The 24,544-nt window shown below is 58.2% G+C and carries 24 protein-coding genes; 5 read left to right on the forward strand and 19 right to left on the reverse strand.

What is annotated here, in order from left to right:
• Position 1: 1 nt before the first annotated feature.
• Positions 2-772 (forward strand): MurR/RpiR family transcriptional regulator, encoded by a 771-nt coding sequence (locus MXM41_RS07075; protein ID WP_325930734.1) that lies wholly within the window; start codon positions 2-4, stop codon positions 770-772.
• Between the two features lie 19 nt (positions 773-791).
• Here the strand turns inward: MXM41_RS07075 and sseB are convergent, their stop codons facing one another.
• From sseB to trmJ, 11 genes are all read right to left on the reverse strand, one after another.
• Entirely contained in the window at positions 792-1,568 is a 777-nt protein-coding gene (gene sseB, locus MXM41_RS07080; protein WP_325930736.1) for an enhanced serine sensitivity protein SseB, read from the reverse strand.
• A 111-nt stretch (positions 1,569-1,679) separates the two neighbouring features.
• A complete protein-coding gene (gene pepB / locus MXM41_RS07085) occupies positions 1,680-2,966 on the reverse strand; it encodes an aminopeptidase PepB (protein ID WP_325930737.1) in 1,287 nt (428 codons plus the stop codon).
• Positions 2,967-3,025: 59 nt separating this feature from the next.
• Positions 3,026-3,226, reverse strand: coding sequence for a Fe-S cluster assembly protein IscX (iscX, locus tag MXM41_RS07090; RefSeq protein WP_032613119.1), 201 nt, complete (start codon positions 3,224-3,226; stop codon positions 3,026-3,028).
• Position 3,227: 1 nt separating this feature from the next.
• Positions 3,228-3,563, reverse strand: a complete 336-nt coding sequence (gene fdx / locus MXM41_RS07095; RefSeq protein ID WP_039029728.1) for an ISC system 2Fe-2S type ferredoxin — start codon at positions 3,561-3,563, stop codon at positions 3,228-3,230.
• Position 3,564: 1 nt separating this feature from the next.
• Entirely contained in the window at positions 3,565-5,415 is a 1,851-nt protein-coding gene (hscA, locus tag MXM41_RS07100; protein ID WP_325930739.1) for a Fe-S protein assembly chaperone HscA, read from the reverse strand.
• Positions 5,416-5,429: 14 nt separating this feature from the next.
• Entirely contained in the window at positions 5,430-5,945 is a 516-nt protein-coding gene (hscB, locus tag MXM41_RS07105; protein WP_325930740.1) for a co-chaperone HscB, read from the reverse strand.
• Positions 5,946-6,022: 77 nt separating this feature from the next.
• Positions 6,023-6,346 (reverse strand): iron-sulfur cluster assembly protein IscA, encoded by a 324-nt coding sequence (gene iscA, locus MXM41_RS07110; RefSeq protein WP_039029731.1) that lies wholly within the window; start codon positions 6,344-6,346, stop codon positions 6,023-6,025.
• Between the two features lie 15 nt (positions 6,347-6,361).
• The gene (iscU, locus tag MXM41_RS07115) at positions 6,362-6,748 is read right to left on the reverse strand and encodes a Fe-S cluster assembly scaffold IscU (RefSeq protein WP_032613127.1); all 387 of its coding nucleotides are present in this window, start codon (positions 6,746-6,748) and stop codon (positions 6,362-6,364) included.
• A gap of 23 nt (positions 6,749-6,771) precedes the next feature.
• The gene (locus MXM41_RS07120) at positions 6,772-7,986 is read right to left on the reverse strand and encodes an IscS subfamily cysteine desulfurase (protein ID WP_325930742.1); all 1,215 of its coding nucleotides are present in this window, start codon (positions 7,984-7,986) and stop codon (positions 6,772-6,774) included.
• A gap of 114 nt (positions 7,987-8,100) precedes the next feature.
• On the reverse strand, positions 8,101-8,592 hold the full coding sequence (gene iscR, locus MXM41_RS07125; protein WP_103180723.1) for a Fe-S cluster assembly transcriptional regulator IscR: 492 nt from the start codon (positions 8,590-8,592) through the stop codon (positions 8,101-8,103).
• Positions 8,593-8,833: 241 nt separating this feature from the next.
• Positions 8,834-9,562 carry a tRNA (cytosine(32)/uridine(32)-2'-O)-methyltransferase TrmJ gene (gene trmJ / locus MXM41_RS07130; RefSeq protein ID WP_325930744.1) on the reverse strand — a complete coding sequence of 243 codons (729 nt, stop codon included), beginning with the start codon at positions 9,560-9,562 and terminating at the stop codon, positions 8,834-8,836.
• 124 nt (positions 9,563-9,686) lie between these two features.
• Here trmJ and suhB point away from each other — a divergent pair, with 124 nt between their 5' ends.
• Positions 9,687-10,493, forward strand: a complete 807-nt coding sequence (gene suhB / locus MXM41_RS07135; RefSeq protein ID WP_103824616.1) for an inositol-1-monophosphatase — start codon at positions 9,687-9,689, stop codon at positions 10,491-10,493.
• A 55-nt stretch (positions 10,494-10,548) separates the two neighbouring features.
• On the opposite strand, the gene MXM41_RS07140 is transcribed toward suhB, so the two are convergent.
• The 3 genes from MXM41_RS07140 to MXM41_RS07150 all read right to left on the reverse strand — a co-directional run bounded on the left by MXM41_RS07140 (position 10,549) and on the right by MXM41_RS07150 (position 13,073).
• Positions 10,549-11,376: a hypothetical protein gene (locus MXM41_RS07140; protein WP_325930746.1), complete on the reverse strand. Its 828-nt coding sequence runs from the start codon at positions 11,374-11,376 to the stop codon at positions 10,549-10,551.
• Positions 11,377-11,478: 102 nt separating this feature from the next.
• Complete coding sequence (locus MXM41_RS07145; protein ID WP_325930748.1) at positions 11,479-12,444, reverse strand: nickel/cobalt transporter; 966 nt, start codon at positions 12,442-12,444, stop codon at positions 11,479-11,481.
• Positions 12,435-13,073 (reverse strand): DUF1007 family protein, encoded by a 639-nt coding sequence (locus MXM41_RS07150; RefSeq protein WP_325930749.1) that lies wholly within the window; start codon positions 13,071-13,073, stop codon positions 12,435-12,437. The genes MXM41_RS07145 and MXM41_RS07150 overlap by 10 nt, the downstream gene beginning before the upstream one ends.
• A 123-nt stretch (positions 13,074-13,196) precedes the next feature.
• Between MXM41_RS07150 and csiE the strand changes: the two genes are divergently transcribed.
• Entirely contained in the window at positions 13,197-14,474 is a 1,278-nt protein-coding gene (gene csiE / locus MXM41_RS07155) for a stationary phase inducible protein CsiE (protein WP_325930750.1), read from the forward strand.
• Here csiE and MXM41_RS07160 read toward each other — a convergent pair.
• The 4 genes from MXM41_RS07160 to MXM41_RS07175 form a co-directional block, all read right to left on the reverse strand.
• Positions 14,471-15,607, reverse strand: a complete 1,137-nt coding sequence (locus MXM41_RS07160; protein ID WP_325930751.1) for a 3-phenylpropionate MFS transporter — start codon at positions 15,605-15,607, stop codon at positions 14,471-14,473. The genes csiE and MXM41_RS07160 overlap by 4 nt on opposite strands.
• 72 nt (positions 15,608-15,679) lie before the next feature.
• Positions 15,680-16,525, reverse strand: a complete 846-nt coding sequence (locus MXM41_RS07165; protein WP_325930878.1) for an aldose 1-epimerase — start codon at positions 16,523-16,525, stop codon at positions 15,680-15,682.
• A complete protein-coding gene (locus tag MXM41_RS07170; RefSeq protein WP_325930753.1) occupies positions 16,522-17,964 on the reverse strand; it encodes a sugar porter family MFS transporter in 1,443 nt (480 codons plus the stop codon). Before MXM41_RS07170 ends, MXM41_RS07165 begins: the two co-directional genes overlap by 4 nt.
• Positions 17,965-18,034: 70 nt before the next feature.
• Positions 18,035-21,310: a DUF5107 domain-containing protein gene (locus tag MXM41_RS07175; RefSeq protein ID WP_325930755.1), complete on the reverse strand. Its 3,276-nt coding sequence runs from the start codon at positions 21,308-21,310 to the stop codon at positions 18,035-18,037.
• A 114-nt stretch (positions 21,311-21,424) separates the two neighbouring features.
• On the opposite strand from MXM41_RS07175, the gene MXM41_RS07180 reads away from it, so the two are divergent.
• Both MXM41_RS07180 and MXM41_RS07185 read left to right on the forward strand, forming a co-directional pair.
• A complete protein-coding gene (locus MXM41_RS07180; protein WP_325930756.1) occupies positions 21,425-22,621 on the forward strand; it encodes an ROK family protein in 1,197 nt (398 codons plus the stop codon).
• A 127-nt stretch (positions 22,622-22,748) separates the two neighbouring features.
• Positions 22,749-23,171, forward strand: a complete 423-nt coding sequence (locus MXM41_RS07185; protein WP_325930757.1) for a DoxX family protein — start codon at positions 22,749-22,751, stop codon at positions 23,169-23,171.
• Positions 23,172-23,218: 47 nt separating this feature from the next.
• Here MXM41_RS07185 and glyA read toward each other — a convergent pair whose 3' ends face one another.
• Positions 23,219-24,472, reverse strand: coding sequence for a serine hydroxymethyltransferase (gene glyA, locus MXM41_RS07190; protein WP_325930759.1), 1,254 nt, complete (start codon positions 24,470-24,472; stop codon positions 23,219-23,221).
• Positions 24,473-24,544 lie beyond the last annotated feature (72 nt).

Consider the following 24,544-nt stretch of genomic DNA (forward strand, 5'->3'; position numbering starts at 1 on the left):
AATGGATAACCGTCTGGCGACGTTGTTATCGCGCGGGGAGTCACTCACCCGCGCGGAGTATCGCGTGCTGGCCCACCTCACCGGGCATCCGCTGCTGGTGGGCCACATCACGGTGCGGGAGCTGGCGCAGGCGACCTTCGTCTCCACAGCTACTATCATGCGGTTGTGCCGCAAGCTGGGGTTCAGCGGTTTTAGCGAATTCGTCTGGCACTGCAAGCAGCTGCTGAGCGACACCCCGCACATTGCCGCCGAAACTCGCCAGCCCGCGGAGATGCCCGCGCTTTTTACGCAGTTTATCGCCAACTATCAGCAGACCTTTCAGTGGGCGACGGCGGATAAACGCCGCCATTTTGCCGAACTGCTACGGGAAAAAGAGAGCTTTTTTCTCTACGGCGCGGGCTTTTCCTATCTGTTCGCCGAGTACCTGACCAAAAAACTGCAGGTGCTGGGCAAAACGGCCTTTATCTCCGGCCCTGGCGACAGCCGCAATATTTTTCTCAGCAATGCCTCGCGCTATCAGGTGTTCATCGCGGTGTCGCGCAGCGGTGAGACCGAGCAGGTGCTGGATAAGGCGCGCATTGCGCAGAATGTCGGGATGACGGTGGTGGCCTTTACCCGCGCGTCGGCGAATACGCTGGCGGGGATGGCGGATCTGCATTTTGCGTTATACGACGAAGCGGTGCATTTCGCCGCCGAGGCCGCAGGAGTGACGTCATTTGAGTCGAATCTGGTGCTGCTGATGGATTTACTGCTGCTGGAAGCGACGGGGTGAGGCCTCACCCCGTGCGGGCTCAGATAATACGGTTGTTTTTGAAATCGCGCAGGAAGCCACCCCAGCGGCGCTCATAGAACGGCGTGATGTGCTCGGTGATAAAGTGGCTGATGCCCTTCTCCCCTTTCACCACCCGGCAGATATCAATCGGCTCGTCCCCCGGCAGGGTGTCGGTCGCCACGCTGCCTGCGGCCTGAATGATGCCGTCGATCTCGCCATCCGCCTCAATGCCAATCAGCAATACCGGCTGTTCGTCGGCCTGCTCTTTGATTGAGCAAAGAAACGCGCGCTTGACCGGCTTGAGGGTCTGGAAAAGCGTGGTCAGGGAGTCGATCATCTGCGCCGGTGGCTCGGCCACCTCCGACAACAGCAGCGACTCGCCGCCCTCCAGCACCTCCTGAGTGCTGAGCGGATTACCCTCTTCGCCGATCAGATGGCTGATTTCGCGCGGGGTGAACTCTTTTCCGGTCGGCAGTTTGGCGTTCAGAAACAGGGTTTCGCCCAGCGTCATCTCAAACAGGGTGCGCACAGGCATCACCACGAACGCCTGTTCATCTTCAACCGCTTCCTGTAAAGCCTCCAGCGAGGAGAAGAACGGGATCACCGAGGTGCCGTCGTCCTTTTCCCAGTGCAGCAGGTCCAGCGCGCTGTCTTCGACAACCTGCTCACCTTCCGCCGCAGTGCCCGGCACCCAGACGGTGGATTCCAGCAGCGTGCGGAAAAATGCCGGACGATGGGCGGGCTCGGTGGCCGCTTTCTCCAGCAGGGTTTCTAATTCGTTTTTGGTTTCTGACATAGGTATTCCAGATGTTGCATTTTCCCCTCACCCTGACCCTATCCCCATAGGGGATAGGGGAATCAGACACCCTCTCCCCTATGGGGAGAGGGCTGGGGTGAGGGGAAACAATTACTCTGCGGTTAACAGGTTCGCAATGGTACGCACGCCCAGACCGGTGGCGCCTGCGGACCACTGCTCTACCGCGGCCTTACGGTAGGTGGCGGAGCAGTCGATATGCAGCCAGCCTTCCTGATAGTTCTCAACAAAGTGCGACAGGAAACCGGCGGCGGTGCTCGCCCCTGCCGGATAGGCGGCGCTGGCGGTGTTGTTCAGCTCGGCAAAGTTGGACGGCAGCTGGCTGCGGTGGAACTCGGCCAGCGGCAGACGCCAGAACGGCTCGTTCTCGGCGGCGGCGCTCGCCAGCAGGCGGTTTGCCAGCTTATCATCGAAGCTGAACAGCGCATGGTAGTCGTTGCCCAGCGCGGTTTTCGCCGCCCCGGTCAGAGTTGCCATGTCGATAATCAGCTCGGGTTTCTGCGCAGAGGCGTCGATCAGGCCATCGGCCAGCACCAGACGGCCTTCGGCGTCGGTGTTCATCACTTCGACGTTTTTACCGTTGCGGTAGCGAATGATATCGCCCAGCTTGAAGGCGTTACCGCTGACCATGTTGTCGGCGCAGCACAGCCAGAGCTTCACGCGTTTGTTCAGACCACGGGTAATGGCAAAGGCCAGCGCGCCGGTAATGGTGGCTGCGCCGCCCATGTCCGACTTCATGGAGTCCATGAATGCGCTCTGCTTCAGGCTGTAACCGCCGGTATCAAAGGTAATACCCTTTCCGACCAGGCAGGCAAAAACCGGGGCCGCTTTATCACCGGTTGGGTTGTAATCCAGCGCCAGCAGTACCGGCGGGCGCTCAGAACCGCGGCCCACGGTGTGGATACCCATGTAGTTCTGCTCGCGCAGATCTTCGCCCTTAGTGATGCGGTAAGACATCTTATCGCCCGCAACGCCACTCAGCAGATCCACCGCGCGCTGGGCCAGCTGTTCCGGACCCAGCTCTTCCGCCGGAGCGTTGATGGTGTCGCGCACCCAGTCGATAATTTTCAGGCGGCTTTCCAGCTCGGTTTTACCGGCTTCGTCGAGGTTCGCCCACTCAATTTTACGGCTGCCTTTCGGGCCTTTGTAGCCTGCCCAGAAGGCCCAGCTGCGGTCGGTGTCCCAGCCTTCGCCGTCGAGTAATACATGTTTAATGCCCAGGCCGTCAATTTTACGCGCCGCGCGCTGGATCAGGCCTAAGTCGTCGCTGCCGTTCAGGTGCAGGGTAATGCCGTCATTGTTGATGCTGTAAGTGGCTTTTTCACCCCAGCGCGCATCGGCAGGCTGAGTAGAGAGCGTAATCTTCATCGCTTCGGTCATTTTATTTATCCTTATTAGCAACAAGCAAACGGGCCGCCTGAAGGCAGCCCGTTACGTTTTTATTCTGCTTCGTCCAGCCAGACTAACAGAATCGCCTCCAGAATTTTTTCATTGGACGCGTTGGGATCGTCGTCAAACTCTTCCAGATCGCAAATCCACTGATGCATATCGGTGAAGCGTACGGTCTTTGGATCGAGATCCGGGTTAGCGTCATACAGCGCTTCGCCGATTTCACGGCTGTCTGTCCACTTCAGTCCCATATTAATGCTCGCGTGCGTGGTTAAGCGTATAACGCGGAAGTTCGACCACCAGATCTTCATCGGTGACGCGCGCCTGACAGCTCAGGCGGCTTTCCGGCTCCAGACCCCATGCTTTATCCAGCATGTCGTCTTCATCTTCGGTGCTCTCCGCAAGGGAGTCAAACCCCTCGCGGACGATGCAGTGGCAGGTTGTGCAGGCACAGGATTTTTCACAGGCGTGTTCCACTTCAATACCGTTACGCAGGGCAACGTTCAGGATGGTTTCGCCGGTCTCAGCTTCCAGAACTGCGCCATCCGGACAGAGGTCCGCATGTGGCAGAAAAACAATCTTTGGCATATTAAACCTCGTCCACGGAGTGGCCTTTCAGCGCGGTACGGACAGACTGATCCATACGACGAGCGGCAAACTCCTGGGTTTGTTTATCAACGTTTTTAATGGCTTGTTCTATGGCGTCAGCGTCATTGCCAACCGCCACCGCGCTCAGCTGCGCGACGGCGTCGTCAATGGCCTGACGTTCAGCGGCGCTTAACAGCGCGGCATCAGCAGTGAGTGCGCTGTTCAGGCTTTCCAGCACGCGTGCGGCTTCGACTTTCTGTTCGGCCAGCATACGCGCCTTCACATCCTGCTCAGCAAAACTCATTGAGTCCTGAATCATTGTGGCGATTTCATTATCGGTCAGACCGTAGGACGGTTTCACCTGAATGGAGGATTCGACACCGGTCGATTTCTCCATCGCCGTCACGCTCAGCAGGCCGTCCGCATCCACCTGGAAGGTGACGCGGATATGCGCCCCGCCCGCAGGCAGCGCCGGAATGCCGCGCAGCGCGAAGCGCGCCAGCGAACGGCAGTCCTGGACCAGTTCGCGCTCGCCCTGCAGGACGTGGATGGACATCGCGGTCTGGCCATCTTTGAAGGTGGTGAACTCCTGCGCGCGCGCCACCGGAATGGTGGTGTTACGCGGGATCACCTTCTCCACCAGGCCACCCATGGTTTCTAAACCGAGGGACAGCGGGATGACGTCCAGCAGCAGCATTTCGCTGTCCGGCTTGTTGCCCACCAGAATATCGGCCTGGATAGCGGCACCAATGGCGACCACTTTATCCGGGTCGATAGAGGTCAGCGGCGTGCGGCCAAAGAACTCGCCCACCCGCTCACGCACCAGCGGCACGCGGGTTGAACCGCCGACCATGACGACGTCCAGCACCTCTTCAGCCTCGACGCCCGCATCTTTCAGCGCGCGACGACAGGCCAGCAGGGTGCGTTTTACCAGCGGAGCAATCAGCGCATTGAACTGCTCGCGGCTGATGTCGCCTTTCCAGCCCGCCACCTCAACGGTAACGGAGGCGGCATCGCTGAGGGCGATTTTAGCGGCAATGGCCGCATCCAGCAGCGCGCGCTGAACACGCATGTCGCTGCGATCGGCAATCCCCGCCTGTTCGCGGATATGCTCCGCCAGCAGATGGTCAAAGTCATCGCCGCCGAGGGCGGAGTCGCCGCCGGTCGCCAGCACTTCAAACACCCCACGGCTCAGACGCAGGATGGAGATATCAAAGGTTCCGCCGCCGAGATCGAAGACCGCGATCGTCCCTTCCTGACCGGAGTCCAGGCCATAAGCAATGGCGGCAGCGGTCGGTTCGTTGAGCAGGCGCAGCACGTGCAGGCCCGCCAGACGCGCGGCGTCTTTGGTCCCCTGACGCTGGGCGTCATCGAAATAGGCTGGAACCGTGATCACCACGCCATCCAGCTCGCCGGAAAGGGTCGCGGTCGCGCGGGCGGCCAGCGCCTTGAGGATATCTGCAGAAACGCGGATCGGGTTCAGTAACCCTGCGGCGGTGGCGATCATTGGCAGGCCATTTTCACTGGCCTGCAGCTGATACGGCAGATGCGGATATCGGCTCTGGATGTCCGCCAGCGAACGCCCCATCATCCGTTTTACCGAGCTAATGGTGTTGGCAGGATCCTGCGCGGCGTTGGCGCGGGCGTCATAGCCCACGATGTGGCCCTGAGGCTGATAGTGGACCACAGAAGGCAGCAGGTGTTGACCCTGCGCATCCGCCAGCGTTTCAGCCTGGCCGCTGCGCACGGTCGCCACCAGCGAGTTGGTGGTGCCTAAGTCGATGCCCACCGCCAGACGACGCTGGTGCGGTGCGGCACTTAAGCCCGGCTCACTAATTTGTAATAAGGCCATAATCGCTTCCGAAATTAAAAATCGAGCAGCTTTTCTTCGAGTTGTTCAGCACTGCTTCGCAGTTTATCGAGAAAACGCAGCTTGCGTACACTGTCCGCCGCCACGTCCCACGTCTCGTTATTCAATTGGTCAACCATCTGCTGATGGCGGGTATCAAACATCCCTTTGATGCGCTGCATAAAGCGCTCAAGACGCGCTTCGTCTTTGGCCTGGTCGATCTCATCCAGCTCTTCACGAAGCTCCAGCTGTTCCATCAGGAACGCGGTGTCGCGAACGGTGTGTTGCTCACTGGAGAGGTCAAACCCATGGAGCGACAGCAGGTACTCTGCCCGGCTCAGCGGGTTGCGCAGAGTTTGCCACGCCTGATTGATGGTCGCAGAGTGCTGCACCGCCGCCAGTTGTTCCGCCTGCGTGCCGCTGGCGAATTTATCCGGGTGATACTGACGTTGCAGATCCTGGAAACGGGCCGCCAGCGCCTGAGTATCAATTTCATACCCGGCTGGTAACCCAAAGAGGGTGAAGTAATCCATAACAATCTCAGGGTTAGCTGATTAAAGCAAACCCCACGCACAGCCTGGCTGCGGTGGGGTTAACAGGTGATGCGCAATTATACGTGGAAGCTTTCGCCGCAGCCGCACTCATCTTTCACGTTCGGGTTCGTAAACTTAAACCCTTCGTTGAGGCCTTCTTTTACAAAGTCCAGCTGAGTGCCGTTCAGAAACTGCAGGCTTTTACCATCGACCACCACCTTCACGCCTTTGTCTTCGAACACGGTGTCTTCCGCCGCGGGTTCGTCAACAAATTCCAGTACATACGCCATACCGGAACAGCCGGAGGTGCGTACACCCAGTCGCAGGCCAAAGCCTTTGCCACGGTTTGCCAGAAAGGAGCTTACTCGCGCGGCAGCGCTGTCGCTAAGGGTAATCGACATAACAACCTCAACTAATTATTTTGCGTCACGTTTGCTTTTGTAATCCGCGATTGCGGCTTTGATCGCATCTTCCGCCAGGATAGAGCAGTGAATTTTTACCGGCGGCAGTTCGAGCTCATCAGCAATATCGGTATTTTTAATCGCCTGCGCTTCGTCCAGAGACTTGCCCTTCACCCACTCGGTGACCAGGGAGCTGGAAGCGATTGCGGAACCGCAACCGTAGGTCTTGAAGCGCGCGTCTTCAATGATACCTTCATTGTTGACTTTAATCTGCAACTTCATCACGTCGCCACAGGCCGGTGCACCCACCATGCCGCTGCCCACGCTGTCGTCGCTGTTGTCGAAAGATCCTACGTTACGTGGATTCTCGTAATGATCGATAACTTTTTCGCTGTATGCCATGCTGAATTCTCCTTACAAACCGATTAGTGATGTGACCATTCAATGCTGTTCAGATCCACGCCTTCTTTGAACATTTCCCACAGTGGAGAAAGGTCACGCAGACGGCCAATGGAGTTGCGAACCAGTTGGATGGTGTAGTCAATCTCTTCATCGGTAGTAAAACGACCTAAAGAGAAACGGATAGAGCTGTGTGCCAGTTCGTCGGTCATGCCCAGCGCACGCAGTACGTAGGACGGCTCAAGGCTTGCAGAAGTACAGGCAGAACCGGAAGAGACGGCCAGGTCTTTCAGCGCCATGATCAGCGACTCGCCTTCAACATAGTTGAAGCTGACGTTGAGAATGTTCGGTGCGCCCTGCTCAAGATCGCCGTTCAGATAGACCTCTTCCATATCTTTCACGCCGTCCCACAGACGGTTGCGCAGCGTACGCAGGCGCGCCATCTCGGTGTCCATCTCTTCTTTAGCGATACGGTAAGCTTCACCCATGCCCACGATCTGGTGAACAGGCAGCGTACCGGAACGCATGCCGCGCTCGTGACCGCCGCCGTGCATCTGGGATTCGATGCGGATACGTGGCTTACGACGCACGTACAGCGCACCGATGCCTTTCGGACCATAGATTTTGTGGCCGGAGAAGGACATCAGATCCACTTTCAGCTGGCTCAGATCGATAGGCAGTTTGCCCACGCTCTGGGTGGCGTCAACGTGGTAGATAATGCCGCGCGCACGGCACAGATCGCCGATAGTTGCGATATCCTGCACTACGCCGATTTCGTTGTTCACGTGCATGATGGAGACCAGAATGGTGTCGTCACGCATCGCCGCTTCGAGCTCTTTCAGGTCGATGATGCCGTTGCGCTGTGGCGCGAGATAGGTCACTTCAAAACCTTCGCGCTCGAGCTGACGGCAGGTATCCAGCACGGCTTTGTGTTCAGTTTTGCTGGTGATGATGTGCTTGCCTTTTTTCTGATAGAAATTAGCTGCACCTTTAATCGCCAGGTTATCGGATTCGGTTGCGCCTGAGGTGAAAACAATTTCACGCGGATCGGCACCAACCAGCTCAGCAATCTGATTACGGGCGATATCTACCGCCTCTTCAGCATGCCAGCCAAAACGGTGTGAACGGGAAGCCGGGTTACCAAAGTTTCCGTCCAGGGTCAGACACTGCATCATTTTCTCGGCAACACGCGGATCCACCGGCGTGGTTGCGGAGTAATCGAGATAAATCGGTAATTTCATTGCTCTATAAACTCCGTACATCGCTTCAATGCAAGGAATCAGGCAACCGGCTGGATGTACGACCGAGTACACGGGGCGTTACGCCCCGGCCTGATTCTGAATAACCTATTTTTATTAGGCGCGCAGTTTAACGTCGATAGCGTCTTGCGCGCGGGTATTACGATGAGAATCGTGGCTGTGCTGACGGCCTGATACGTCCAGAACTTCCTGGTTATTCACCAGCTCACCGAGGGTGATATTGTTCAGGAAACCGGTCAGACGGTCACTCAGATCGCGCCACAGCGCGTGCGTCAGGCATTTATCACCGCCCTGACAGCCGCCTTTACCCTGGCAACGGGTCGCGTCGACGGATTCGTCAACTGCGCTAATCACTTCGCCAACGGCAATACTGCCCGCGTCTTTACCTAACAGATAACCACCGCCCGGACCGCGAACGCTGGAAACCAGACCATTTTTACGCAGTCGGGAGAAAAGCTGTTCCAGATAAGAGAGGGAGATTCCCTGACGTTCAGAAATATCAGCCAATGGAACCGGGCCCGCTTCGGAGTTGAGCGCAACGTCCAGCATCGCGGTCACGGCATAACGCCCTTTAGATGTCAGTCTCATGTCTTACTTAACCTCAAACTCGCCCCTGCCCGGGGTTTTTTATTGTAAAGTGGGGGTATTGCATAGCAGGGCCAAGTCTGACATTCCTGACTAAAATGGTCAACTATTTACTTGACTGATTTAGTCAGGTATTTAACCTTCTGTGCGCTCAACTGTTTTCGTCCGGCGGCGCTGCGCTTGCATGCGGCCTGATGACCTTACCCCAGCCCTCTCCCACAGGGAGAGGGGAAAACAAACGGCACTACTCTTTATTCTTCTGCTCAATCGACGCCAGAATTCCGCGCAGGATATTCAGCTCCTGGCTCTCCGGACGCGCGCGCGTAAAGAGGCGGCGCAGGCGGTTCATTACCTGTCCCGGATGACCCGGACGAATAAAGCCGGTGGCGAGCAGGGTCTGCTCCAGGTGCCCATAGAAACGCTCCAGATCGTCTACCAGAGGGTAGGGTGTCTCTTCCTGCACGGCCGGAACGTCTTTTTCCTGAGTAGCCAGCCAGGCCATGCGCACCTCATAGGCGATAACCTGCACGGCCATTGCCAGGTTCAGCGAGCTGTACTCCGGATTAGCGGCAATGGCGACGTGATAATGGCACTTCTGCAGCTCGTCATTGGTCAGCCCCACGCGCTCACGACCAAACACCAGCGCTACCGGCGCATGCTGGCCTTCGCTGATGCTTTTCAGCCCGCATTCACGGGGATCGAGCATCGGCCACGGCAGCGTGCGCGAACGCGCGCTGGTGCCAACCACCAGGCTGCAACCGGCTAAGGCTTCATCCAGGGTATCGACGATCTGCGCATTGCCAATTACGTCACTGGCGCCTGCCGCAAGGGCGATGGCCTGAGAGTCGGGTTTGACCAGCGGGTTAACCAGCCAGAGATTGGTTAAGCCCATGGTTTTCATAGCGCGGGCTACGGAGCCCATGTTGCCGGTATGCGATGTTTCGACCAGCACGATTCGGATATTTTGCAGCATAATTTTTCTGAGTCTGGAGAATATTCGGTGATGTTATCATAAACGGAAGACATATTCCGATCCCGCTGCTATACTCTGCGCCGTTTTCGTTTCCCCGTTCTTTAACATCCAGTGAGAGTAACCGATGCAACATCCAATGTTGACCATCGCCGTGCGCGCAGCGCGCAAGGCGGGTAATGTAATTGCCAAACACTACGAAACTCCAGACAGCGTAGAAACCAGCCAGAAAGGCAGCAATGACTTTGTGACTAACGTTGATAAAGCCGCAGAAGCCGTCATTATCGACACCATTCGCAAATCTTACCCGCAGCACACCATCATCACCGAAGAGAGCGGTGAGCATGCAGGCGAAGATCAGGATGTTCAATGGGTTATTGATCCACTGGATGGCACCACCAACTTCGTTAAACGTCTGCCCCACTTTGCTGTTTCCATCGCCGTACGCATCAAAGGCCGTACCGAAGTGGCGGTGGTTTACGATCCAATGCGTAACGAACTCTTCACCGCCACCCGTGGTCAGGGCGCACAGCTGAACGGCTACCGTCTGCGCGGCACCAACGCGCGCGATCTCGACGGTACCATCCTGGCGACCGGCTTCCCGTTCAAAGCCAAACAGCACGCGCCTGCGTACATGAAAATTCTGGGCAAACTGTTCACCGAGTGCGCTGACTTCCGCCGCACCGGTTCCGCTGCGCTGGACCTGGCCTACGTTGCCGCTGGTCGCGTTGACGGTTACTTTGAAATTGGCCTGAAGCCGTGGGACTTCGCCGCTGGCGAACTGATCGCCCGTGAAGCAGGCGCGCTGGTGTGTGATTTCACCGGTGGTCATAACTACATGCTGTCCGGCAATATCGTTGCGGGTAACCCACGCGTGGTCAAAGCCATGCTGGCGAACATGCGTGACGAACTGAGTGAAGCGCTGAAGCGTTAATCTCAGCGGGCGGGTGGGGATCCCTCACCCGCCTCTTTTATTCCTGCCCTGTTAATTAATGCAGTAGCGACCACAGAATGCGAATGAAGGCATTGGTGACCATCGCCAGCACTGCTACGCCGTTAAATAACGCAAAATACCGCCACCCTCTTTGACACCGCACTCCTCCCAGCTGCTGACGTAACAGACAGGCGACGCCGCCCGTCGCCAGCCTGGCTAACAGCATACCGACCGCAGTGGGCACAAACAGCAGCCATCCCGTCAGCGTCAAATCATATTCCCGCGCCCCCAGCAGCAGCCACACAACCTGAGACGGCAGATAAAAGCCCAGCGCGAAAATCAGCGGCAGCCGAATATTGCTTGCGGGACGGTCAGCGCTTTCCCGCCGGCACAGAGCGTCGCGAACCAGCAGAACGCCCAGAATCAGCGTGGCGAAATAGCAGACGTAATTGAACACCGCGACAAAACGCAGCAACACTTCGTGAGAGAGATTCTGCGTAAAACCGATGCGCCAGAAAATGATGACAAAAAAGCCGCACTGCAGGATCCAGCTGCGCACTATCCAGTCAAAAAATTGTTTGCTGGTGGGCTGGTTATGGAGCATCCAGGCGACGAGAGGTATTTTGCCGTGGCCGGGGTGCATAAAAGCCAGTACAAAGCCGGCCATGACCAGCTTGCCATAGATCGCAAGCGGGATCGTATCAGGGCCGGTTTGTCCCGTGCCGATAAGAAAATAGAGCGTGGAGTAGATACGGGGGAGATCTTCAGGCCACCAGCTGGCAAGTTCGGGCCAGAAAAAGATGATAACCAGGCCCATCAACAGCCCGGCGGCGGCGGCCAGCCAGAGATATCGCGTTAAATACGCGGAGGAAAGAGGGGTCATCGTGACTCCTTGTCATGACCTTTAAGCGAAGCTGAAAACTAAAACATCCCCCTGCCAGTCGCAAGCCGCCTCCGTCACTTTGAGATTTTAGCCCGGCGGGGGTTAAAATGGCCGTAACCCCCGCCCCACCGGCACGGCGCTGAGCCACATGACTGTCGCCGCCGTTACCAGAATCACCCCGCCCGCTAAGGCTAACGTCGTCCAGCCGACTTGCCGCCACAGTACCGGCGTTCTGTTGCCGCTGAGCCTGACCGCCAGCTGACGGAAACCATGCACCAGCAACGCCAGGGAGGAGATCGTCAGCCCCGTGCCCGCCGCCATGGCCAGCGCAGAGGCCACACCCCAGCTGAACACACCGATCACCTTACTGAACAGCAGCACCATAATGGCCCCGGAACAGGGCCGCATCCCCATCGACAGAACGATCATCAGCCGCGCCCGCCAGTCATCAGCACGCTTAAGCTGCGTCGGGGTCGGCAGATGCTGATGGCCGCAGCCGCAGTGCGCGTCGTGGACATGGTGTGGGGTAAAGGCCCTGAAGGTCGGCTTACGTAATAACGCGCGCAGTTTTTTCAGCGCTCGCCAGCAGAGCATCAGCCCCAGCACGCCCACCAGCACGTAGCTGCCCTTCTCCAGCCAGAAACTGCTCATATGCAGATCCCGCGCCGGGCGCTGCAGCAGCATTAATACCGCCGCCACCAGGGCGATCGCCACCCCACCCTGTAATAAAGAAGAAGCCAGGGTTAAGCCGATGCTTGATTTCAGTTTTGAGGGGTGGGTCGCAAGCCAGGTAGTAATGACGATTTTGCCGTGCCCCGGCCCCAGCGCGTGCAGCACGCCGTACAGGAAGCTGAAGATCAGCAGCGAACCGCCCGCCGCTGTCGGGTTGTCGGCCACCGCTTTCAGCAAACCGCTCATCTGCTGGTTGACATCCCGCTGCCAGAGAATGCTTTGCCGCATCACCTGCGGCCATGCCTGCCATAACCACACTGTTGCCGCCACCGCCATGACGAGAAACAGCGCCAGCGGCCAGAGTTCCCACCTACGTTGTACACGAATTACTGACATTGTAGCGTCACCGTCTGGGCAAACTGTTTGCCGAGATCCATATCTTCCGGCGGGGCATCGTCTTTATCCAGCGAACTGGCAAAGCTGAGCGTCTCATCGCTGGGCTCCGGGGTATCGACGGTGAGGGAGCAGCGTTTTTGCAGCGCATCGGGCAGCGACACATCACTGTCCTCGGCATAGCTCATATCCACGTAGTAGGAGGGATCGAAGGTAGAGAAAGTGTATTTTTGTCCGGCCAGCGGCTGGGGTTCCGCCAGCGGCAGGATAAAGGTCAGCACCGCCTGGTGATCAACGCGGCTCATACCGTACCGTGTTGGCCGGTTAAGGAATTTCACCTTTTCCCCGTTATGCCAGAACTCGGTAAAGTAGTGCTGGCCGAGCACGTTAGCCATCACCTCCGCCGCCAGTTTTTTCCAGATCTCATCTCCGGGCTTTGCGTTTCCGGCATCATAGAGCAGATCGGCTGAAGTTAATTCGTCCATCACCCAGCGCATTTTCAGGCCGGTTACCTGCTCGTCCTGTACCAGGATTTGCGTTTTCAGCGTGATAAAGCTGTGAGGGTGCGCGGCGGCGGTAAAAGATAAAACCGCCAAAAAAAGCGTAGTTGCGCTGCGTTTAACTATTTGCATCTCATCCTCACGTCAAAAATTCTGTGATGTTCACCCGCATTCCTGAAGGAAAGCCCGGCATCACATGCTATGGCGTACATCCTTTAGCTATTCTTATCAAACACCCTAACTGGAACCCGACAGATGATGACGACTCTCGAAATGCCATCTGCACTTTCCAGTTCGCAGCGCCGCTGTCAGGTTCTGTTGATGCTCTATGTGCCAGGCTTTCGCGCCACCCTGCAACGCATCGGTGAAATCAATGGTGTTGATGATGCCCTCTGCCAGCAGGATATCGCCGAGATGCGCATGGAGATCCAGCGCTATCACCAGCTCGACATTGCGACACAGCATGATGGCTGCTACCTGCTGGAAGGTAGCCACCTTAATCAACGCTTATGCCTGCTGCACTGGTTGCGCCGGGCGCTACGCCTCTGCCCTCACTTCATCGCGCAGCAGTTTACCCCATCTCTGAAGATCGCGCTAAAGCAGCTCGGCATCGCCCGCACGTTATATGACGATACCAACCTGCGAGCGCTGATTAATTTTTGCTCGCGCCGCCTGCAACGCCAGTTTGAAAGCCGCGACGCGCAGTTTTTACAGCTTTATCTCCAGTACTGCCTGCTCCAGCACCATCTGGGTCAGACGCCGCAGTTTAGTGTGGTTCAACGTAACTGGACCCAGTCGCGTAACGAATATCTGATGGCGCAGGAAATCGTGCGCCACTGGCAGCGCCGCGTGGTGCAGGTGCCCCACGCTGATGAACAACTGTTTCTGGCCCTGCTGTTTATGATGCTGCGTACGCCCGATCCGCTGCGCGATGCGCACCAGCAGGATGAGCGCCTGCGCCACGCCATTATCCGGATGATCGATCGCTTTCGTGCCCAGACGGGGATGCATTTCAGTGACGAGCAGGGGCTTACCGATCAGCTCTATATTCACCTTGCCCAGGCGCTGGACCGCTCGCTTTTTGGCATTGGCATCGACAACAGCCTGCCGGAGGAGATCCACCGCCTCTATCCGCGCCTGATGCGCACCACCCGGGAAGTGCTGTTTGAGCTGGAAGCCGAGTTCGGCCTGCGATTCTCCGAGGAGGAGGCAAGCCTGGTGGCCGTTATCTTTGGCGCCTGGTTGATGCAGGAGAGCGATCTGCACGAAAAACAGGTGGTGTTACTGACCGGAGAGGATAAGGCGTGCGAGGAGCTGATTGAACAGCAGCTGCGGGAGCTGACCCTGCTGCCGCTGAACATTCGCTATGTGACGTTACAGTCTTTTCAGAAGGACGGAGCCCCGCGCGAAGCGGCTCTGGTGGTCACACCCTACACCACTGCCCTGCCGCTGTTCTCGCCGCCGCTCATTCATGCCGTTGAGGAACTGAATGCGCAGCAGCAGGAACATATTCGCGCCATGCTGGAATCTTAGCGCGCTGCGATCCGCGGACGCAGCAGCACCGCGGGCAGCGCCACCAGCGCCATCACCCAGAAGACCCCGTGACCGAGATGCTGGTAGAGGAAGCCGGCAAACACCGTCATGATTGCAATGCTGCCCCCCATCGCCACGGCGGAGTAGACGGCCTGGAGGCGGATCACGTCGCTGCCTTCGCGCGCCGCGATATAGCGCATCGCCGCAAGGTGACACACCGTGAACGTGCCGCAGTGGAGGATCTGGGCGACAATCAGCCACGGCAGCTCCGTGGTCCAGCCCATCAGCCCCCAGCGCACAATGCCGCAGACGGCCGACAACAGCAGCAGATCCCGGGCGCTAAAGCGGCGGAACAGCCTGTTGCTGAGGGCAAAGATAATCACTTCTGCCACTACCCCCAGCGACCAGAGGTAGCCGACGGCAGACGCCGAATACCCTGCCCCCTGCCAGTAGATGGCGCTGAAGCCATAGTAAGCGGCATGGGCCCCCTGCAACAGACACACGCAGGCCAGAAAACGCCAGCTCTGGGCGACCAGCGAGCGCCAGGCCGGCCAGCCCGCGCTCTCCTGATGACGGCTCTCCCCCTGCGGCATCACCGAGGGCCGCAACAGCATGCCGAGCAGCATCGACAGGATCCCCACGCTCAACAGCGCCAGAATCGCCCGGTAGTCATACAGGCTGACCAGCTTACCCACCAGCGCCGAGCCGATCACAAAGGCAATTGAGCCCCACAGCCGCACCCGGCCATAGTCCATGGTGATCTGCTTTTGCCAGGTGTTAGCGAGGGCGTCGGTCAGCGGGACCAGCGGCGAAAAGAAGAGGTTAAAGCCCACCATCACCACCATCAGCCAGGCAAACTGCTGGCTCACCCAGAAGCCCGCCATAAATACCAGGGTGAGCAGCGCCAGTACGCGCACAGCTTTGATTAACAGTGAAGGATCGCTGACGCGCGGCGCAATAAGCAGGCTACCGAGAAAACGGGCCACCAGGCCCGAGCCCAGCAGGAGGCCAATCATCTCTGGCGTGAGGCCGATTCCCTTGAGCCAGACGCTCCAGAAAGGCAGAAAAATACCGTAGCTGAAAAAATAGGTGAAGTAGCTGAGCGCCAGCCAGCGCGTGGAATGCAAAACCATGAATCCCTCCCGTTTTGGAGGCGATAGTCTGGCGGTAAAAACAGGCTGGCGCAAGCGGGTATTAACAGCTGATTAACAGCTCTGGACGGCGCTTTCGACGGCGATCGCCATGGCAAAATGGCTGCGCTCGCCCTGACCTAACGCCACCAGCCCTGGCTGCCCGGCCATATTATGGGCGTTGACCGGATGGCTCTGGGGCTCGAGGCATAAGAAGGGTTTATCCGACATTCTGAACAGCATCAGCCACGGAGTTTGCGCTGTAATTGTGATACTCATCACATCACGTTCTATTCTCGCCGCTCCGTTCCAGCCGGAATAGCCGACGTTCAGCCAGCGATCCCCGCCATGCCGTGGCGTGCTGAAGTCGATATCCGCCGGGATATCACTCTGCCACGCCAGGGGTAAATGGTGCTCACCTTCCGGCCAGTAGCCGCTGGCTGAAAAGTGCAGACGGCTGCGTGCGTCAAAACAGAACCATGGGTGAAAGCCCAGGCCATACAGCATCGGCGCCTGACCGAGATGGGTGAGCATCAGTTCCGCATGCAGTACATGCTCGCGCAGTTGATACCGCAGTTCAGCCTGATAATCAAAGCCGCAGCGATGCCGGCTGCGCAAGGTAAGGATACACGTCGTGTCCGAATGCGAAGCCACCTGCCAGCGCGACTGCCAGCCATCACCGTGCAGGAAGAAGCGTTCATCCACCGGGCTTTGCGGCAGGGCTATCTCCCGCCCCTGAAACGCAAAGCGATTGCCCGCCACCCGGTTAGCCAGCGGCAGCATCGGAAACAGCGCGCTGTCGCCGCCATCCCATAACACCGGCTGCCCGCAGACCAGGGAAAAGAGCTCCTGTAACCCGCCCCCCTGCGGGTTAACGCGCATCCGCAGATGCGCGTTTTGAAGCAACAGTGAGTCCATCAGTGGGCGCGCCCGGCATTCGCCGCAGGTGCCACTTTACCGTGCTGCTTCTCCAGTTGCTCCTCCAGCGCCTCCAGGGTTACGCCTTTGGTTTCCGGCACCTTACGTAAAATGTAGAGATAGCCCGCCGCACAGATCACGCCGTAAAGCAGGAAGCTGCCCGCCGCACCCAGCCCGGCATTGAGCAGCGGGAAGGTGTAGGTCAGGAGGAAGCAGGCGATCCACAGCGCCAGGGTGCCGACAGACATCGCCAGGCCACGCACGCGGTTGGGGAAGATCTCCGACAGCAACACCCAGGTAACCGGCGCCAGCGTCACGGCATAGATGGCAATAGCCGCCAGCACCAGCAGCAGAACCGGCCAGCCCATGATGTTCATCGCATAGGCGCTGGCAATCAGCAGGTAGATAATGGTTAAGCCCGACGCGCCCAGCAGCATCAGCTTGCGGCGGCCAATTTTATCCACCAGCGGCAGCGCCGCCAGGGTGAAGACCAGATTAATGATACCGGTCGCCACAATCGATTTCAGGGTGTCGTTGATGTCAAACCCGGCGGAGGCGAAGATCTCCTGGGCATAGTTGAAGATCACGTTGATCCCGCACCACTGCTGGAACATCGCCAGCACCATGCCGATGATGACGAGCGGTTTAACCTGCGGTTGCAGGAGCGTGGAGTACGCCACCTTCTGGGTGTCTTTTTCCAGGGTATGAGCGATCTCTTTTAAGGTCTGGCTGGCATACGCCGCTGTGCCGATACGCTCCAGCATGGCGCGGGCACGCTCTGGCTTACCGGCTTTCATCAGCCAGCGCGGAGACTCCGGTACAAAGAACATCAGCACCAGGAAGGCCAGGGCCGGAACCAGCTCCGCGCCAAACATCCAGCGCCAGCCGGTCTGTCCATTCCAGGTCTGTACGATGGTCTCCTGCGTGGCGCCAGCCGCCACCGGCTCGGCGATCATCAGGTTGATCAGCTGCGCCGCCAGCACACCTACCACGATGGTCAGCTGGTTGATGGCCACAAAGCGGCCACGCTTTTCAGCCGGGCTGACTTCGGCGATATAGAGCGGGCTGAGCGCGGAGGCAAGACCGATCCCCACCCCGCCGACAATGCGATATACCACGAACATATCAAAACTGCTGGCCACCGCCGTGCCCCACGCCGAGGCGCTGAACAGCACCGCCGAGAGGATAAGCGGACGCTTACGGCCAAATTTATCGGCACACCAGCCAGAGATCAGGGCCCCGAAGATACAGCCCACCAGCGCGGAACTCATCGCCCAGCCGGACTGCGCCGGGTCGGTAATCGAGAACCACGCCTCATAAAAGGGCTTAGCCCCGCCAATCACCACCCAGTCGTAGCCGAACAGGAGTCCGCCACAGGCGGCGACCAGACAGATGGTCCAGACGTAGCCCATTTTCAGTTGTGTCTGCGCGCTATTATTCATGTTGATTCCTCTGTAAGGGAAACGCAGGGTACATAGGGTTAACAGGTGGGTTTCCCCACCTGCGAGGTCGTTAATTGAACATGCCTGCGGCCTGCGCATGCTGAATCAGATGCGCTTTGTCATGGGCCGGATGCAGCGCCAGCAAGGCACTCAGCTGGCGTTTGCAGGCCGCGATGTCGCCCAGTCCTGCATAGCCCAGCGCCTCAATGAACAGGCAATGCTGCTGGTGTTGATGGCCGGCCGGGATATCCAGCACCACCAGATCCGGGAGCGAAACCGCAAAGAAATCCGCTTCTGGTACATCGTCGCGATGGGCCTGCACCCAGGCAAGGAAACCCTGGAAGTGGCGATCCGCACCCGCGCGGTCACCCAGCTGGCGCAGCGCCATCCCCTGCCAGAACAGATAATCAGCCGGCTGATCGTTGTAGTAGCGACCGGCATCGAGCGTTGATCCACCCTGTGCCGCACGGGCAAAGCAGCGCTGCGCGTCGGCAGGCGCATCACTGCGGGCGTGACAATATCCCAGCAGATACCAGATATCGTTGTCGGTTTGCCCCGGCAGACGCCCCTCCCCGAGGTTATGCGGGTAGTGCAGCGCCGCCTGCAACAGCGCCATCGCCTCGCGAAACTCCCCGCGGCTCATATGCTGCAGAGCGCGATGCTGTTGGTTCAGCAGATACTGGCCGGTCACTTTGCCTTCACCGCCCTCCCACGGATGGAACTGACGCTCCGCGAGCACCTGCGCCGCCGCGCTGTAGCGCCCGGAACAGTTCCATAAGCTCAACAGCTCGGCCGTCAGGTCATCGCGTTTAAGCGCCACGTTTTCCCGGTCGGTGAGCATGGCAAGGCGTTTCGCCACCGGCTGTCCGCTGAGCTTATTGAGGTAATCAAGCTCGAACAGGAAACGCGGATTATCCGGCTCCAGCGCTACGGCGCGTTGCAGATACTGCTCCGCCTGCTTGAGGTTGCGCTGTTTATTCCAGGCGTGGATCCCGAGCAGACGATGCGCGGGGGCAAACTGCGGCTCCTGCTTCAGGGTAGTCTGCCAGCACATCACCGCATCGTCATAGCGGCGTTTGCTGTACCAGAAGCAGCCCAGCAGATAGCGGGCAAAGGGATCGTCCTGCAGGGTTTGCAGCATCTGCACTTCATCAAGAGCGTTCGGGAAACGTACCCGGTTGGCCTCACAGCGCCGCGCCGCAGCGATATAGCACGCGCGGGTGGCTGGCTCGTCGCTTAACGCTGCCCGCCACAGCTGAGGCAACGTCTCCTGGCTGTCGAGCAGATCCAGCATCTCGCGGGTGGCGTCGCGCATGCCCATCGAGGTCAGCCAGCCCGCCAGCAGGCAGGCATTGGCCCCGCGTCGACCGGTTACCTGCAGCAGCTTATCTCGCGCAGTCTCCTCCCGGCTGATTGCCCAGCGTGCATAGTGCAGAGCGTAGCTGAGCGGGTGGGTTTGCAGGCAGCGCTCAATGTAGTCCAGCGCAGTACCTTCGCCCTCAACCTCTGCCAGTGCGAGGGCCTTGAGCCCCATCGCCAGATTGTTGCTGGCATTGATCCCGAGGCTGATATCGACTTTTTCCAGCGCATCGGCAACATTTCCGCGCTTCATCGCCAGCCGCGCCAGAGACCAGAACGCCGCGTCGCGGCAGTTTCCACTCCACGAGGCTTTGTAGTAGTGATCCCAGGCCTCGTCATCCAGACCCTGCCGCTCCAGCGCCGTCGCCAGCAGCTGGCTGGCTTCCCCGTCGCGCGGGTTCTTGTTCAGTCGGTGCGCGCGAACCAGCGCGGCTTCGGCGCAGCGCTGGGCCTGCGCCCAGTCGGCACGGTTGAGGGCCAGCGTCCCCAGCGCCACGTTATTGCGATAGTCGTTGGCATCCAGCGCCAGCGCCCGGCGGTAGTAATCCTCCGCGTAGCGGCTGGCGTGATTGTACTGCTCCAGATGCTGCCCGATAAAATAGAGCTCGTCGCTGTTATCGATCTCCTCCGGCATCGCTGGCGCGGTGGCCGGATCCGGCAGCGGGGTTTCCTGCGGGATATGCTCCAGATAGTGCAGCAGCGTACGGCCCGAGGCATCTTTTACCCTGAGCGTCAGGCGCTGCGGCCAGCTATCCGGCAGCGCCTGCTGCCAGCTTTCGCCCGGCATCAGGGTCAGCTGCGTTTCCCAGACCGGTTTATCGTCAGCGGTCAGTTCAAGACGCACGGCCTGAAGCGGTGCGATGGCGTAAACACCAAGGTGAAGCTGCTGCTCGCGGCGCTCAAGCTGCAGCGCCAGCCGTGTGCTGGCGTTCTGCACCTGCCCCAGCTCGCTGTATGGCAGGAAATTCTGCACGAAGATCTTCTCTTCGTATGGCGCAAGCCAGGTGAAATCCGGCTGATTATCGGTAAAGATCCCGGTCATCAGCTCAATATAGGGGCCGTTTTCATCGGTCAGATTGCGATCCCAGGCGCGGCCAAAATCGTCATGGCCCCAGCTCCACTGTTTTTTACCCGGAGAAACGTGGTGATCGGCCACGTGCAGCAGACCGCCCCGCTCGCCGTGGTGGTATGCCCCGACAAAATCGTAGTCTGATTTTTCCGCCATGTACGAGGTGGGAACGGGCACGTTTTTGTAGCGGGAGATATCCACCCCCGCCGAGTAATCGACCTTATAGTAGGTGCCGGTGGCGATGGGGAAGGCCGAGACCGCGCGCTTGCCGTGGTCAAACACCGCCGTGACGTCCGGCGGGAAGACGCTCTGGTGATCGTCCCCGCCCTTCACCGCCGGGTTCGCCCACCACAGGAAGTGGCGCGGCGTGGCGTTGCCGTTGAAGACTTTGCCGGTGATCTCAATCAACGCCCGGTCAGGGTAGAGCGTAAACCCGGTCATCACCTGCAGGCCGCGCATCGGCTCGGCCTCTCCCATCCAGACGGTTTGCACCCCGTTATCCTGCTGGCTGAAAGTGACGTCGACAGGCATAAAGGTGGTCGGGCGGTGGTGCTGCGGCCAGTTAAACTCGATTCCGCCGGATATCCATGGCCCCAGCAGGCCTACCAGCGCCGGTTTCACCACTTCGTTGTAGTAAACGAAATCACGCTGCTGGACTTTGTCATATGCCCGATGAATACGTCCGCCCAGCTCCGGCAGCAGCATAATGCGGATGAAGTCATTTTCCATCCACACCGCATGGTAATCGCGAATTTCACGAACGCCGGTCAGGGTATCCGTCACGCCATAAGGGTAGACCGCGCCAGAGGAGCCCTGGTAGACGCGTTTTTCCAGGAACATCGGGTTGGTATCTTCTGCGCCGGTGGTCCACGTCGGTAATGCAACCGTCTCCCGCCAGACCTTCACTGCTCCAGACATATTCACTCTCCAGTAAACAAATAACAGTAAAAAGCGATAAGATGGCAGTGTAGAGAGGAATTCGGCGCGCTGATTGCGTAATGCTCACGCAATACAATTAACGGAGTTTAGTGAATGCAGGTATCCGGTCTGAACAACACCAGGGTGCGACAGCACAACCGCCGCACCATAATGTCGCTGGTCTGGCGCTACAAGCGCCTGAGCAAATCGCAGCTGGCCCAGCACACCGGGCTCTCTATCCCGGCAGTGAGTAAAATTCTGGATGAGCTTGTGGCGGACAAAAAACTGGGGCATTCTCGTGAAAATCTCAGCACCCGGGGGATGAACAGCGGGCATTATCAAATCCCGGATGATGGGCCACTAATACTTTGCATGAATGTCAGCCCCACCAGCATTGAGAGCCAGCTGATCGACGCCCGCATGTCGCCGTTGGGCGAGTTTTGCTGGACCGACGTCAACGCCCAAACGCCCGAGGCACTGTTGCAGGCTATTGAAACTCTGTGGCAGCAACAGCGCAAACGGTGGCCGGGGCAGCGCATCAATCTGGCGCTGGGGATCCACGGCCAGGTCGATACCGCCACCGGCGTTTCACAGATCATGCCTCAGGCTCCGTGGAAAAAACCGATTGAGATTAAGTACCTGCTGGAAGAGAAGCTGGGCATCACGGTGAGGGTGGATAATGATTGCGTGATGCTGGCGCTGGCGGAGAAGTGGCAAAACCCGGCCAACCGCGACGATTTTTGCGTGATTAACGTGGATTACGGGATTGGCTCGTCGTTCGTCATTAACGGGCAGATCTATCGCGGAACGCTCAACGGCAGCGGGCAAATCGGCCACACCATTTTCGATCGTGACGGTGTGGCCTGTGCCTGCGGGCGATACGGTTGTCTGGAAACGGTCGCTTCTTTATCCGCCCTGAAAAAACAGGCGCGTTTATGGCTGAAATCCCAGCCCGGCACCCTGAGCCTTGACCCGGACTCGCTCACCAGCCTGCAGCTGATCGACGCCTGGCGCCAGGGTAATGTCCCCATTCAGCGCTGGGCAGACGAGGCCGCAAACGCTATCGGACTGACGCTCTACAACCTGCTCAATATTCTCAATATCAATCAAATCTGGTTTTATGGCCGCAGCTGCGCCTTTGGCGAACGCTGGCTGCAGACCATCAATCGTCAGATTGGTTTTACCCCCTTCGATCACGGCGACGCGGTACGTAACCGCCAGACGGAAATCGCCTTTGGCGGCCTGACCCGGCAGCAGCAAATTATCGGCATCGGCTATCTGTTCGTTGAAGATGCGCTGGCGGAAGGCTAACAGGAAACCTGCTGAAATTTCGAAAATTTAAATCATTCTGATGGCTGATTTATAGAGTTAAACGCCATGGCGGGCCGGCATTTTGTGTATTAGCTTTAAGATAAATCCCACCCAAAACGAGCCTGCCATGAACACACTACGGTATTTCGATTTCGGTCAGTCCCGGGCGCTGATCCTGTTGATTGCCCGCCTCGCCCTTATCGCCCTGTTTATTATTTTTGGCGTACCAAAAATGTTCGGTTTTGACGGTACGGTGCAGTACATGGTGAAGCTGGGCGCGCCCATGCCGATGCTGGCCGCCATTGTGGCGGTAATCATGGAAGTCCCTGCCGCCATTCTGATTGTGCTCGGCTTCTTTACCCGTCCGCTGGCGGTGCTGTTTGTCTTTTATACGCTGGGGACGGCGGTGATTGGCCACCACTACTGGGATATGAGTGGCGATGCGGTGATGCCGAATATGATTAACTTCTTCAAGAACATCAGCATTGCTGGCGGGTTTCTTCTGCTGGCGGTTGCCGGGCCAGGCGCCATTTCTATCGACAGGCGTTAGCCATAAAAAAGGCCGCATACGCGGCCTTTTTGTTCTGCCAGGCAGACTTATGCGTAAACCGGGAAGCGAGCGCAGATCTCCAGCACTTTGGCTTTCACGCGTTCGATAACGGCTTCGTCGTTGATGTTGTCCAGCACGTCACACATCCAGCCAGCCAGCTCTTTCACTTCCGCTTCTTTGAAGCCGCGGCGAGTGACAGCCGGAGAACCGATACGGATACCGGAGGTCACGAACGGGCTCTTCGGATCGTTTGGTACGCTGTTTTTGTTCACGGTGATGTTGGCGCGGCCCAGGGCAGCGTCAGCTTCTTTACCGGTCAGGTTTTTATCTACCAGATCCAGCAGGAACAGGTGGTTTTCAGTGCCGCCAGAAACCACTTTATAACCGCGGTTCAGGAACACTTCCACCATCGCTTTGGCGTTTTTCGCTACCTGCTGCTGGTAAACCTTAAACTCTGGCTCCATCGCTTCTTTCAGCGCTACGGCTTTTGCCGCGATTACGTGCATCAGCGGGCCGCCCTGTGCGCTTGGGAACACGGCAGAGTTCAGCTTTTTATACAGATCTTCGTCACCACCTTTCGCCAGGATCAGACCGCCGCGTGGACCGGCCAGGGTTTTGTGGGTGGTAGTGGTCACTACGTGCGCGTGCGGAACCGGGTTCGGGTAGACGCCTGCGGCGATTAGGCCAGCAACGTGCGCCATGTCCACGAACAGGTAAGCACCGATGCTGTCTGCGATTTCACGCATTTTTGCCCAGTCAACGATGCCGGAGTAGGCCGAGAAACCGCCGATGATCATCTTCGGCTTGTGCTCTTTGGCCTGCTTCGCCATGTCTTCGTAGTCAATTTTACCGGACTCATCGATACCGTAAGGGATGATGTTGTAGAGTTTGCCGGAGAAGTTAACCGGGGAGCCGTGAGTCAGGTGGCCGCCCTGCGCCAGGTTCATACCCAGAACGGTATCGCCCGGCTGCAGCAGTGCGGTGTAAACGGCAAAGTTAGCCTGAGAGCCTGAGTGCGGCTGCACGTTCGCGTAGTCAGCGCCAAACAGCTCTTTAGCACGATCGATCGCCAGCTGTTCAACGATATCTACATATTCGCAACCGCCGTAGTAGCGCTTGCCCGGGTAACCTTCAGCGTATTTGTTGGTCAGCTGAGAGCCCTGCGCCTGCATTACGCGCGGGCTGGTGTAGTTTTCGGAGGCGATCAGTTCGATGTGCTCTTCCTGACGTACTTTTTCCTGCTCCATAGCCTGCCACAGTTCGGCATCATAATCGGCAATGTTCATTTCACGCTTTAACATCCGCATCTCCTGACTCAGCTAACAAGTAAATTTTGGCCTGAAAAGGCAGTCCTGATGGACGACGGGCAACAG

Source organism: Leclercia adecarboxylata (assembly GCF_035787115.1).
Taxonomy (GTDB): Bacteria; Pseudomonadota; Gammaproteobacteria; order Enterobacterales; family Enterobacteriaceae; genus Enterobacter; species Enterobacter adecarboxylatus_E.